Genomic DNA, 13,393 nt, shown 5'->3' on the forward strand with positions numbered 1-13,393 from the left:
TGCAAGAACGCCTTCGGCGTGACGCATCTTCAGGCTGCGCAGCATGATGACGATGGCAGCTCCAGCGGGATCATGACGCATCGCGCGCTCCTTTCTGGACCCGCAACCCATCATGAGCCGTGCGACATTGGCCTCTGGCTCCTTACTCGGCGGCAAGGCAGCTGGAGGGTCCACGTCTGGCTGGTCAGTCAGCTTACCATCCAACAGGCGATGCAGCAGGTTCAGCACATGGGTCTTGGTCGGCACGCCAGCCTCCAATGCCAATTCTACCGCGCAGAGCACCGCCTGTTCATCGTGATGCAAGACCAGTGACAAGATATCGACCATCTCCCGATCTCCACCGGGCTGCCGCAGCATCTTCGCTTGCAGCAAGCGGAAGGGTTCGGGCATTTCGACGAAGGGCGCGCCATTGCGCAGCGCCCCGGGTTTGCGCTGAACGACAGCCAGATAATGGCACCAATCATAGATGATGCGCCCAGGCTGGCGGTGGGATCGCTCAATGATCCGCTGATGTGTGCAGATCACATGCCCCTCGGCGACACTCACCAACCGGTCGGGGTAGATGCGCAGGCTCACCGGCCGGTTCGCAAAGCTGGCGGGCACGGAATAGCGATTGCGATCGAAAGTGATCAGGCCCCCTCTCGCGCATGCTCGCATGCGCGAGAGGGGGCATCACGCACGCTCTTCTCAACCTGACCCTTCTCCCAGCCCGCCGCCGGATTGCAGAACTCGGGATCGAAGACGTAGTGGCTGGTCATGGCCAGAAACCGCGCATTTACATCGCGCCGTTTACCGACGCCAACCCGGTCGACGGCTGTCTTCATGTTGTCGTAGATGCCACGCCCGGGGACGCCCTCAAAAACGCGGAACCCGTGCCAGTGGGCATCAAACAGCATCTCATGTGTTTGCAGCAGATAGGCCCGCACCAAGAATGCGCGGCTATGCGACAGCTTGATATGGGCGACCTACAGCTTGATGCGCTCACCGCCGACATAGGCCCAGTCCTCACTCCAGTCGAACTGGAAAGCCTCGCCCGGCGCGAACACCAGCGGCACGAAAGTCCCGCGATCTGTCGTGTGATGCGCACGCTGCCGTTCACCCTTCCAGTCCCGCACGAAAGCCGCAACACGCTCGTAGGAACCGTCATACCCAAGCTTTACAAGATCGGCATGCATCAGCTTCGCCGTTCGCCGTTCGGCGCTCCTTGCGTGATTTGCGCTGATCAGTCGTCAGCCATGCTGTAAGATGCTTGGCATAAGGGTCCAGTTTGCTGGGACGATCCGGCGCCTGAAACGCAGGTTCAACAATCCCTTCCCGCAAATACTTCTTGATCGTGTTGCGAGACACGCCCGTCCGACGCGCGATCTCGCGAATGGCTCGGCCACGCCCTTTACCGTCGCACCGGCAACCAATGTCTCTGCAACAATCCGCGCCTTGAGTTCGTCAGGCCAACGTCGCTGCCCCTTGGGTCCGTGCGCCGCATCAACGAGAAACTCGTTCATAGTCTCCATGGGGAAACCCCCTCAAATCCATGACACACGGACTCGCAGAATACACAGGTCAACAGAAGGTGGGGCCTAAACTTTGCTTGCGATGCAACGGTACGGCCGTCCTAATGTCTTGTTGACAGGCGAGCTTCTATCCTGTGGCGCTTCTATGAAGGTCATTGGCAATACGGACAATTAAGAAACTGGTTGTCGGCTGAATAATCGGGCTGAGAACTCACACCTGCCATTCTGACGAAGAGAACGCGCCATGCAGGGGGGCCGCAGCATGCGAAGTTTTCAATCATTTCAACCAGGAGTGCCACCTTCACTCACGCGAAAATTTCAAGACCAACCGCGCCGACTCTCTCGTTGCGTGGAGGCAGCCGAGCTGGGCCTGACGCACAGCGGATTTGGGCGAACCGGGATAGATTTGAGTTTGTCAGACCCGACCTTGCAGCCAGCTCTACCTGTTCGCGTTCTCGTGATGGCGCTGGTATGAATTGTTTTGCGAACCGTGTGTGTTTCAATCATTGATCTCGGGATTTTCGCTTGTGTCATATGTGCCGGCTTTCTTTTCCAGTTTGCGTACCAGACCGATGATGATCAAAGCTAACGAGACTGTCATGCCCGCAATTGTCCACTCTCCAAGGCCGCAGGCCACGCCTACTGCCGCGGCCACCCACATGCTTGCCCCGGTCGTGAGACCCCTTACCTTGCCTTGGGTAAACACGATCAGACCGGCGGCCAGAAAGGCAACGCCGCTTGTCACCGCTTCGATAATGCGAAGGGGGTCCATTTGGACCGCATCGCCAAATTCATCGGCCCGCCCTAGTAGTGCTAGTGTCAAAAGACAATAAACACAGGCGGCGAGGCCAATCAGCATGTGGGTGCGTAACCCTGCGGGGCGACGTGCGGTTTCACGTTCCAATCCGATGAGGCCACAGAATACAACCGTTGCCAAAGTACGCGCAACAACGATTGTCAGCGGTATTTCGGGTGACAGAGAGAACTCGTTTAGTAAATCATCCCACATAGAATATCGACCGTTCATAAATGTTCAGGTTTTGGAAAGGCAGATTTTAGAAGTCCGCCGTTTGAAAAATGCGGGCCCCGATGGGGATCGCAAGTTGTTGCGGCTAATCACTGACGTCCAGTAATCTTGGGTACGTTGTTACTCGTGGGAGCGTTTTCCCAGTCAAGGTCAGCGTGCCCGTCTGTACCGCCTTTGGCAGTGTCATAGTGCAGCTTGCTCCATGCCACAGAGTGATGATCCTCACCCAACCCCAGAAACCGCCAAAACCACAGCCGCATAAGCCAATTTTCCGGATTGTTCAGTGATCATAAGATGATCGATAGATCCCACATGAAAGCCGCCGTTCCCGTATATTTCAGTTCCATTCACGTCAGATGATGAAACAAGGTTGGTTTACTGTGTGTTGTCCGCTATGCCCTCCTGACATTGAAACCATCCAAGATTGCGCTTGGTTCCCATAGCTTTGTCGGGGCGGCCGAAAATTGCTGATAGTGTTCGGACAGGTGATCCGTATCCAGAGCGCCAAAACACCTGTGACGTCAATTAACTTGGTGGCCAGTTTCACGAAGTTGCCAAAACGATATCGTGAAGTATAGGTATCCAAATTTACGTTGATTTCCCACACTGTGCGACCTTCATCCGGAGCGAACGCGATTGCCCAACAGTATAAGCCCCGTCGCGAAATGGTTTCTGTGGCTGGAAATTGAACAAGAAATTGCCAGGTATTTTGAAGGGGCTGGGGGGCAGGACAACTCCTGTGACCAAAACTGCGTTCATCGGGATCGGCCCGCTTGGATTCGGCGCACTCGATGAACGTGTTCGTCAGGAGCCGCGGGGCCTTTGCACGTGGCGAACGCGCTTCAGCCTTCAAGTTGCTGAACTGGACCTGCCGTGATTTGGTGCCGGTTTGATAGTGTTAAGTGCAGCACGGGGCTGCGAAGCGGCAGATCATACCCGGTGTCGCGCATTGGTCACACAAGGGCGTGAACAATAGAGCCGAGAGCTCCCATCAGCCTACGCGCAGACCACAGAAGGCCAAGAATAAGTTCGATTCCGCCAGTCACTTGCAGCGTTTCGTATTTGCTCAGGATCCAGAAGCAAACCTCTTTTCAGTTGCCGCGTCACGAAATGCCATCAGCCGATTTGCGCGAAAATGCGGTCTCTTGCCATTCAAATTTGGCCCGCCCGTAAAATCAGGGGGCGGGCCGCCGCAAACTTAATGGCAAGAAGGCCGATAAGTGTCGCAGTCTTTTACCAGGACGTGATTACAGCGCCCTTATAGGCATCATCAATGAACGCTTTGATCTCATCCGTGTGATAGGCGTCCACGAGAGTCTTGACCCAAGGAAGGTTTTCATCACCCTTGCGCACCACAATGACGTTTACATAAGGGCTGTCGGCCTTTTCCATGGCAATGGCATCATCCTTGGGGCTTAGGCCAGAGGCAATCGCATAGTTGGTGTTGATGATCGCGATATCCGCATCCGCCAGAGTGCGGGGCAATTGCGCGGCATCAAGTTCTAGAAACTTGAGACCTTTGGCATTGTCCGCAATATCAAGCGGGCTGGGAACCAGGCCCGTACCCTCGGCCAAGGTCAAAAGGCCGAGCTCTTGCAACAACAAAAGCGCGCGGCCACCATTGGTCGGGTCGTTTGGAATTGCCACTTTTGCGCCGTCTTGAAGTTTGGCGATATCGTCGATCTTGTCGGAATAGATACCCATCGGCGTGGTGATCGTGTTGCCAACGACAACCAGATCAAACCCGCGGTCCTTCATCTGGTTGTCCAGATAGGGCACATGCTGAAACGAATTGGCCTGAATATCACCATCGGCAAGCGCGGTGTTCGGGATCACATAGTCGGAAAACTCCACCACATCGATATCAAGCCCCATGGGCGCGGCAACTTTGGCCACTTCGTCCATGATTTCGGCGTGTTCGCCGGGGGATACACCGACCTTGATTTGCTCGGCCATAAGGGCGGTTGCCGCAAGTGCAAGAACGGATGTGAGGGTGGTAAGACGCAGCATCATATTACTCCTGATAAGTGATAGAAAAAAGGAATGCGTTGAGAGCCTATTGGCCGCGGCCCTTGGGGGCACGTTTGTCAACCTTTGCCGCGATCCATTCCCCGATGGATTGCACGAGTTGGACAAGAACAACAAGGATGACAACCACCACGGCCATGACATCGGGCATAAACCGCTGATACCCATAACGGATACCAAGATCGCCCAGCCCTTCGCCGCCCACAGCGCCAACCATCGCGGAATATCCGATCAGGCTGACCACCGCGAGGGTAAGGCCAAGGGTGATAGAGGGAAGGGCTTCGGGGATAAGCACCTTGCGGATGATCTGCATCGGCGTGGCCCCCATGGCCCGCGCCGCCTCGATCAGCCCGCTATCTACCTCGCGAATGGCGTTTTCAATCAGGCGTGCAATGAAGGGAATAGCGGCGAGCGTCAGTGGCACAATGGCGGCCGTGGTGCCGATTGAGGTGCCTGCAATCATGCGCGTGAAGGGGATAATCGCAACGACGAGGATGATAAAGGGGACAGAGCGCGTGGCATTGACCACAAGCCCCAGAACCTTGTTTACCCAAGGCCGCGACAACAGTTCCCCGCGTTGGGAGGTCGCCAAAAACACACCCAGCGGCAGGCCCAAAACCGTGCCCAAAACGGTCGAGGCGGCAACCATATAAAGGGTTTGCCAGGTCGCGTCGATCAACAGGCCGATCAGATTAGCCGACATATCCAAGCACCTCCGTCAAAAGCCCGTGCTGTTCCAGATAAGCCCGTGCCTGATCCCCCTTGTCCGCATCAAAAGAGATCAACAGATTGCCAAAGGGCTCTGTGCCGATCTCCTCGATTGCACCGGCGAGGATATTCACGGCGATACCCAGATCACGGGTCAAAAGCGCAAGCATCGGATCGGTCGCATGTTTGCCCGCAAAGGTCACATGGACAACCTCTTCGCAGGGCCCCGGCAGACGGGCATCGTGCATCCGGCCCTTGATAAAGGCCGGAAGGGTGACCCCGGTCACACCGGACAGGAAGGACCGGGTCGTCGGGTGCTGTGGTGCGGCAAAGACGTCATAGGTTTTTCCGGCCTCAACGATTTTGCCGCCTTCGATCACGGCCACGTGGCTCGCAATATCGCGCACCACGGCCATTTCATGCGTAATCAGCAGAATGGTCAGCCCAAGATCGCGATTGATATCCTTTAATAGTTGAAGCACGGTCTGTGTCGTTTCGGGGTCGAGAGCAGAGGTTGCCTCATCCGAAAGCAGCACTTTGGGTTCTGTCGCCAAAGCACGCGCAATGCCGACACGCTGTTTCTGACCGCCCGAAAGCTCTGCCGGATAGCGGTCGCTTTGCGCGTCAAGGCCGACGCGATGGATCAGATCCGCCACCCGCGCCTTGATTTTTGCCGATGGAACACCCGCGACCTCCAGCGGCAGCGCAATATTGCCGGCAACCGTACGCGAGGCCAAAAGGTTGAAGTGCTGAAAGATCATACCCACGTCACGCCGGATGGCCCGCAAAGCAGCCCCGCGGGCGGCACCGACATCCTGCCCGCCAACCAGAATTTTACCCGCGGTCGGCCGTTCCAATCCGTTGACCATCCGCAGCATGGTCGACTTCCCTGCGCCCGAACGGCCAATGATGCCGGTGATTGCACCAGCTTCAACGGTCAGCGAAGCTTCATCCACCGCAGAGACCACACCTCCGCCCGGTTTGACAAACGCCTTGCCCACCGCCTGAAAAACGATAGAGGCCCCCTGTTTTTTTGGGTCTGACATCAGGACACGATCCGGCTGATAAGAGCTCAATTTAGGGGTCGGTAGACAGGTTTCACCCCGGAGATGCAAGAGGCCATTCGCTTTGGAATTGTTCGTGACACGTCCAATGATACCGAAACAGGGGCGTTTTGGGGAACAGTGTTGCGACCCCGCCCGACCTGCGAGGCCGCAGTTTGCCGGACGTTGTGGACGTCGGGTGGATATTCTTTTGGACCCGGCAGATACGCCACAAACACAGGCCGGCAAACTGGCTGATCATGGGTGAGGCGAACCCTTGACCACGATGCTGCCCTAAAAGGCCGCGCTGTTTGCAGGGCTAAGGGGCAAAGCCGCCTATCCCAGCCCGGAGGTTTCGTGGCAAACCTGTGAAAACGGCCAGCGCCGCAACCGTCTTGTTCTGGCTATAACCCGCGAATGCCCCCTGACACGCGTGTCAAACCCTGTCCCGGATGCAACGCGTTTACCTGCCAACAGTCTGGAACCTTAATAACTTGCTTCGTCAATCAATTTTAAACCTGAACTTGTTTTGTTGCGGCGGAGGATGGCGCGCTCTAGGGTCGACCCATAATATACTATTGCACTGGGCTTTATGGCTTTTCTGAACTTCCTGAGAACAAAAACCGAGGAAAAGGGGCCACTGCTTGAGCGGTGTCTTTCGGTTGATCTGGAAGTCAACCCGAAGACCGCCGATATCTTTGACATGGCTGCGGTGTCGTTCGGGGGCGGGCCCGCGATTGTGGCGCCAAAGGGCAATATCAAACAGGGACTTGACCAACTCGAAAAAGCTCTTCCGAAAAGGCCGCATGTCATCGGCCATAATATCCTGCGCCATGATATCGAGCATCTTCTGGCAGCGCGCCCGCGGTTGGCCGCGAAAATGGCCGCACCCATCGACACACTTTGGCTTAATCCGCTGGCTTTTCCACGCAACCCTTACCACCACCTTGTGAAGCACTACCACGACGGGCGTCTGCAGGCGGGGCATGTGAACGATCCCGAGCGAGATGCACGACTGGTTTTCGAGGTGTTACAAAACCAGATCGATGCGCTGACCGAACTGGGCACCCAGTCGCCCGATGCTTTGCTGGCATATCATTACCTGGCGACCCGCCTAGACCGCGCCGATGGGTTTGACGCGGTTTTCAAAAGCATCCGCAAATCGCCACAGCCGGATCGCGCCACAGCGTTATCGGCGATCAGCGGGATGCTTGCGGGCAAAGCCTGCGGCGCACAGGTGGCGCCGGTTATTGAAACACTGACAGATCCAAAGATGGGCTGGCCGATGGCCTATGCGCTTGCATGGATCTCTGTCTCGGGCGGAGAGTCTGTGATGCCGCCTTGGGTGCGCGCCAGTTTCCCCGACGCGGCCCTGATCGTGCGCGCGTTGCGCGACACCAATTGCGGCGATAGCGCATGCAATTGGTGTGTCGAGATGAACAACCCTGTTGGCGCGCTCCAGAAATGGTTCGGTTTCGAAGGCTACCGTCCTCATCCCGTGGATAGCGAAGGCAGGCCTTTGCAAGAGGTTATCGTGGCGCAAGCCATGCAACATGCAAATGTGCTTGGCATCTTGCCCACGGGGACCGGCAAATCGGTTTGTTACCAGGTGCCCGCACTTAGCCTATATGACAAGGCTGGGGCGCTGACGGTGGTGATTTCGCCACTGGTGGCGCTTATGGCCGATCAGGTGCAGGGGATGGAGCGCGCGGGGATTTCGTCTGCTGTGACCATCAACGGCATGCTCTCCATGCCCGAACGTCAGGATGCGCTGGAACGGGTGCGGATGGGTCAGGCGGCGATCTTGCTGATCTCGCCGGAACAGCTGCGCAGCGTCTCTATCCGTTCGGTCCTCGCGCAGCGCGAAATAGGGTTTTGGGTGCTGGACGAGGCGCATTGTGTCTCGAAATGGGGGCACGACTTTCGCCCCGATTATCGCTACATTGGACGGTTCATACGTGAATTTTCGGGTGACGCGAAACCCGCGCCGATGCTGTGCCTGACGGCCACTGCCAAGCCCGAGGTCATTCGTGACATAACCGAGCATTTTCGAGAGCGTCTGGATATTGAGCTGGGGCTATTCGACGGCGGCGCTACGCGCACCAATCTGACGTTTTCGGTGCTGCCGACCACTCGGGGCAGCAAGCTTGGGGATATCCTGGCAGCGGTGTCCGAGCGTCTGCCCACGGATGGCAAGTCGGGTGCTGTGGTCTATTGTGCGACCCGCAAAGAAACCGAGCGCGTCGCGGAGTTTTTGAAAACCCAAGGAATTGCTGCCGAGCATTTCCATGCTGGCCTTACAGCCGATGACAAGCAGGCTGTGCAAGAGCGTTTTCGCGTGGGTGACCTGCGCGTAATTGCGGCCACAAATGCCTTTGGAATGGGCATCGACAAGCCAGATATCCGTCTTGTGATTCATGCCGACATCCCGGGATCTCTGGAAAACTATTTACAAGAGGCAGGCCGGGCTGGGCGCGACCGGGCGGCTGCCGAATGTGTGCTTCTCTATCATTCCGACGATGTCGAGCGGCAGTTTTCACTCACCGCGCGCTCACGCCTAGAACGCCACGAGATCGGCGCTATCCTCAAGGCGCTGCGCCGCATGGATGAGCACACGCGTCACAGTGGCAAGGTCGTTGCAACACCGGGCGAGATTGTGCGCGAGGAAAAAGACCGCGAATTCGTGCGCGATAGCGCCAGCGATGACACGCGCGTCAAGACGGCCATCTCATGGCTTGAAGAAGCGACCCTCGTCTCACGCGAGGAAAATCGTGTGCAGGTGTTTGCGTCCTCGCTTCTGGTCCGCACGCTGGCCGAAGCCGAGGTCCGATTAAAAGGTGCCGAGATTACCCAAGCCCGGCGTGATCAGCTTTTGACCATCGTGCGCCATGTGATGAATGCGCCCGCAGATCAGGGCGTCTCGACGGATGAGCTGACCGATGTCAGCGGGCTTTCGCACCGTGCGCTCAGCAAGGCGATGGCCGATCTGGAAACCCTCGGCATCGCGCGAAACGATATTGCCATAACGGTTGCGGTGCATATCGGGGTGGAAAACCAATCCCGTCAACGCCTGACACGGGCAATGCGACTGGAAAAGGCCCTTATCGATCAGATGCGAGAGTTGGCACCTGAGGCCGATATCGGTGATCGCGCCCAGTTGGATATGGCCGCGGCCAGCCAGCTTTTGCGCGGCGAGGGGCATGAAGATGCAAGCCCGCATATCCTTGACCGCCTTTTGCGAAGCATCGAGCGGGATGGGCGCGATGGCGACGGCGGGCGCGGCAATATCCGCTTGCGCAGGCTGTCGAGCAAGACACTCGAAGTAGTGTTGCAACGCTCATGGCGTGTTGTGGATCAGACTGCCTTGGTGCGTTGGATGGCGGCCGAGCGGCTTCTTGAGTTTTTGATCGGCAAAGCCCCCACAGGGAGCCGTGGCAAAGATATTCAGGTAGAAACAACCATTGGTGATTTATTGGGGGCTCTGACCGGGGACGCCTCTTTTCAGGACTTTGGTGTCAAGGATATGACCAAGCTCATGGAGCGCGCGCTGTTGTGGCTGCATGAACAGCAAGTGATGACGCTTGGCAAGGGGCTGACCGTTTTCCGCGCTGCCATGACCATCTACCTGAAATCGGGGCGTACAGGGTTCACCAAAAAGGATTTCTTTCCGCTTGAAGAGCATTACCGCGAACAGACCCTGCAAACCCATGTGATGGCCGCATATGCCGAAAAAGGGTTGGATCATATTGATGAGGCGGTACGCCTGTCCGAAGATTACTTCACCTTGGACCAAGACCGATTTCTGCGGCGATGGCTGCCGGGACGCAACGTCGAGATCCGACGCCAGACCACAGGCAAGGCCTGGAAGCAGATCGTTGATGACTTGCGCAATCCGGTGCAGCAAGAGATTGTCGCGGATGATCGTGAGGAGACCAATGTGCTGGTGTTGGCGGGGCCGGGTTCGGGCAAGACGCGTGTGCTGGTGCATCGTATCGCCTATCTGCTCCGTGTAAAGCGCGAAGACCCATACGGCATACTTGTGCTGACCTACAACCGCCACGCGGCGGCCGAAATCCGCGCCCGTCTGCGTCATTTGGTTGGGGAAGATGCGGCACGTGTCACGGTCTCTACCTGCCATGCCCTTGCGATGCGGCTGGTAGGGGCAAGTTTCGCAGGCGGGGCGAACGAGGAGCGAGATTTTGACGGGATCGTGATGGAAGCCGTGCGCCAGATCAACGGCGAGGGGCTGAGCAAATCTGAGGCAGAAGCACAGCGTGAAGCGCTTATTCAGGGGTATCGCTGGATTTTGGTGGACGAATATCAAGACATCGGCCCCGAGGAATACGCCCTGATTGCCGCTGTGGCCGGACGCTCTCTTGACGACCCAGACCAACGGATCAGCCTATTTGCGGTGGGTGACGACGACCAGAATATCTATGCCTTTGCGGGGGCCTCAATCTCGTTCATCCGCCAGTTCGAGGAAGATTACCGCGCCAAACCCAAGTTTCTGACAGAGAATTACCGCTCAACCCGCTATATCATCGATGCGGCCAATCAGGTTATCGAACCTGCGCGCGGTCGCATGAAGGTCGGACATGATATTACCGTCGATAAGATGCGCAGCCTCGACCCCGGTGGCGGCGTGATGGTGCGTTATGATCCGGTGGGGCAAGGGCGGGTGCAGTTTCTTGATATAGCTGCCGATGACGTAGCGCAGGCGATGGCTGCGGTGGATGAGCTGGTTCGGCTCTCGCGGCTCGACCCCGACTTCAGCTGGGCACGTTGCGCGATTATATCCAGGGACTGGCGGCGGCTGGGTCCGGTTCGCGCCTATGCCGAAAAGCTTGGGTTGCCTGTCGAATTGGCCAACGAAAAGCTCCCAAGCATATGGCGTCTACGAGAGATGCAGCACCTCGTTGCAGGCCTGCGTATGCGTAAATCCGCCCTGCTTACAATCCAGGAGATACTTGACACCCTCAATGAGCAGCCACCAAATCGCTGGGTTGATCTTATTGCCACAGGGGTTGCAGATCTCGCCCGCGAATTGGGCAAAAAAGCCATTCCCGTTCCTGATACCATCGAATGGCTTGCGGAATGGGCGCAGGAAATCCGTGGCGTTCAGCGGGGGCTACTTCTGCTTACCGCGCATCGCTCTAAGGGGCTTGAGTTCGATCACGTATTGATCCTGAACGGTGGCTGGAAGGCGCTTTCTCAGGGCGAAGACGGTGAAGCCCCACGCCGCCTGTTCTACGTCGCCATGACGCGCGCGCGTCGTAGCCTCGCGGTGGTGACAAGTGGCTCACATGACTTTGTGTTGGCGGACAGCGAAAGTGAGCTACTGCGCAAAGTCGAGGTGCCGCGACGTGTCGACCTTCCTGACCCCGACCAGTATCAGCTGCCCGATTTGACTTCGGTTGATCTATCTTATGCGGGCCGACTACCCAGGGCGAACCCCGCCCATTCGGCAATCAGTGCCGCGATGGTTGACGATCCGGTAACGCTTGAGCCGCGTAAAGGAAAATGGGTCATCTTTGATCGCCACCGCCGCCCGCTTGGCCGTATGGCTGGAAGTTGGGCGCCACCTGCGGGGGCCGTTTTGGTTTCAGGCAAGGTCGGTGCAATAATACGCTGGCGCAAATCCGACAGCGATGAGCGTTATCATGCCTACATCAAGCACGATGAGTGGGAGACGGTCTTGCCCGAGTTCGTTTTTCGCACGCGGGGAAGAAGTTGAAGTAAGCTCTTCCTCACCAAGTGGACAGGATCTGGCGTATTCAGGCTATCGAACATCACCACAAGCGCGTGCGCTGTTACTCGACGGCCGAACTGGTCAATGCGCTGGCGCAGGAAAACGCACAGAACAAGGCTGGAAAGATCGCAGAGATGTTGGTGAAAACCGATCTCTTGGTGTTGCCCTCTTGCGCATGCAGGCTTGCGCTGCCGGGTAAAAAACCAACCTGGATGTCTGCCGTTCAGCACCTCTGGTGGTGCCATGCTGTTCCACCATCTCGAGCAAAACGCTATGAACGCACCAGCGTCATCATCACCACAAATCTGAGGGTCAGCGAATGACCGAACGCCATGTAAGACAACAGCATCGCGTGTTGCGATTGGTGTTCGGAAATCATAGATTTGTGCCAGCTTGCCATTGATGGATCCGATGGCGCGTCGTCTCTTTTTCCTCATCTTACTGGTTGCCGTCACATTGTTGGGCGTTATTTCGCGTGCTGCGATGGTTGTGAAAGCGCCAACCTTATTAGTTCTGTACCATCATGAGCAGGGCGTTATGGGGAGCACGTCGAAGCTGTGGCGCGTTGCGGCTCGTCAGACCATTCGATGGTCATGCTTGGTGACAGCTGGTTTGGGAAAGCTTTGCCAATATAGGCTGTGGCCAAGTTATGATCGGGCCGAACCGTCAAAGGGACAAAAGCCGACGAACCGGCAGAGCCGACGTTTCAGTGCTGCGGGAAGTTGGCCATTGATTTCCGCAGCAGTAAAGCCCAGCGCGACTGTATCTAGGGTCTGTGCCCCGCCATGCAGTATGCGCCGCGCTGGTCGTGTGATCTTTTGACCGGGGTGGTGCGCAATGACCAAATTTTCAACAGTCTCTGCGACTTGCGTCGAAAGCGGGCTGTCTGATCAGCTATCCGCTCATTCTTGTCGCTGAGCAAAGGGCTATAGATATAACCGGTCTAGCTGTTACCAAAGGCCCGACAAGCCAGTGCAATGCTACCCCGCGGCCCGCCACCGCATTCACGGCAATCTCACGGTGTTGTGACGGCCCGCCTCCTTTTGCCAAGGGGTTCCTTTAACATATATGCTTCAGCCCACAGTTCTCGTTCGGCGCTGCACTCGGGGGCCAGTTGCAGCCGATCCTGACGATAGTGCCTCAGGTCATATATGACACCCTATCCAGGATGCCCGATCAGAAGGACTTTGGTAGCCCAAAATCGAACCGTAGCCTTTACGATGCGCAGCTGTGTACCGGTTATGGGCGGAAAATGTCCAAAAAATACTGCTCCATTTTGGCGTATAGCGCCAACATACAAGTCAGATTGTAAGTTGGCGCTAGCCTT

General features: G+C 56.9%; 6 protein-coding genes and 4 pseudogenes. 3 read left to right on the plus strand and 7 right to left on the minus strand.

Going from position 1 to position 13,393, the window contains the following annotated elements; translation table 11 throughout:
• Window positions 1-117 precede the first annotated feature (117 nt).
• Together istA and AKU94_RS20910 are read right to left on the minus strand one after the other, a co-directional pair.
• Window positions 118-1,413: pseudogene (gene istA / locus AKU94_RS11330) on the minus strand (IS21 family transposase); the annotation flags it as partial.
• Window positions 1,414-1,415: 2 nt separating this feature from the next.
• A pseudogene (locus AKU94_RS20910) lies at window positions 1,416-1,511 on the minus strand (IS66-like element accessory protein TnpA); the annotation flags it as partial.
• Window positions 1,512-1,593: 82 nt separating this feature from the next.
• On the opposite strand from AKU94_RS20910, the pseudogene AKU94_RS20990 reads away from it, so the two are divergent.
• Window positions 1,594-1,885, plus strand: a pseudogene (locus tag AKU94_RS20990) (IS6 family transposase); the annotation flags it as partial.
• 125 nt (window positions 1,886-2,010) lie between these two features.
• On the opposite strand, the gene AKU94_RS11335 reads toward AKU94_RS20990, so the two are convergent.
• The 5 genes from AKU94_RS11335 to AKU94_RS11350 all read right to left on the minus strand — a co-directional run bounded on the left by AKU94_RS11335 (window position 2,011) and on the right by AKU94_RS11350 (window position 6,320).
• Complete coding sequence (locus AKU94_RS11335; RefSeq protein WP_050527388.1) at window positions 2,011-2,520, minus strand: MgtC/SapB family protein; 510 nt, start codon at window positions 2,518-2,520, stop codon at window positions 2,011-2,013.
• A 240-nt stretch (window positions 2,521-2,760) separates the two neighbouring features.
• Complete coding sequence (locus AKU94_RS20665; RefSeq protein WP_408633694.1) at window positions 2,761-2,889, minus strand: hypothetical protein; 129 nt, start codon at window positions 2,887-2,889, stop codon at window positions 2,761-2,763.
• 882 nt (window positions 2,890-3,771) lie between these two features.
• Entirely contained in the window at window positions 3,772-4,548 is a 777-nt protein-coding gene (locus AKU94_RS11340) for a MetQ/NlpA family ABC transporter substrate-binding protein (protein WP_050527424.1), read from the minus strand.
• Between the two features lie 46 nt (window positions 4,549-4,594).
• Window positions 4,595-5,269 carry a methionine ABC transporter permease gene (locus AKU94_RS11345; RefSeq protein WP_050527389.1) on the minus strand — a complete coding sequence of 225 codons (675 nt, stop codon included), beginning with the start codon at window positions 5,267-5,269 and terminating at the stop codon, window positions 4,595-4,597.
• Entirely contained in the window at window positions 5,259-6,320 is a 1,062-nt protein-coding gene (locus AKU94_RS11350) for a methionine ABC transporter ATP-binding protein (protein WP_050527425.1), read from the minus strand. Before AKU94_RS11350 ends, AKU94_RS11345 begins: the two co-directional genes overlap by 11 nt.
• Window positions 6,321-7,020: 700 nt before the next feature.
• Here AKU94_RS11350 and AKU94_RS11355 point away from each other — a divergent pair.
• Together AKU94_RS11355 and AKU94_RS19255 are read left to right on the plus strand one after the other, a co-directional pair.
• Complete coding sequence (locus AKU94_RS11355; RefSeq protein ID WP_050527426.1) at window positions 7,021-12,051, plus strand: RecQ family ATP-dependent DNA helicase; 5,031 nt, start codon at window positions 7,021-7,023, stop codon at window positions 12,049-12,051.
• A 38-nt stretch (window positions 12,052-12,089) separates the two neighbouring features.
• Window positions 12,090-12,386: pseudogene (locus AKU94_RS19255) on the plus strand (ATP-binding protein); the annotation flags it as partial.
• Between the last annotated feature and the right edge of the window lie 1,007 nt (window positions 12,387-13,393).

Origin of the sequence: Pseudorhodobacter aquimaris (assembly GCF_001202025.1) — a bacterium.
GTDB classification, from domain to species: domain Bacteria; phylum Pseudomonadota; class Alphaproteobacteria; order Rhodobacterales; family Rhodobacteraceae; genus Pseudorhodobacter; species Pseudorhodobacter aquimaris.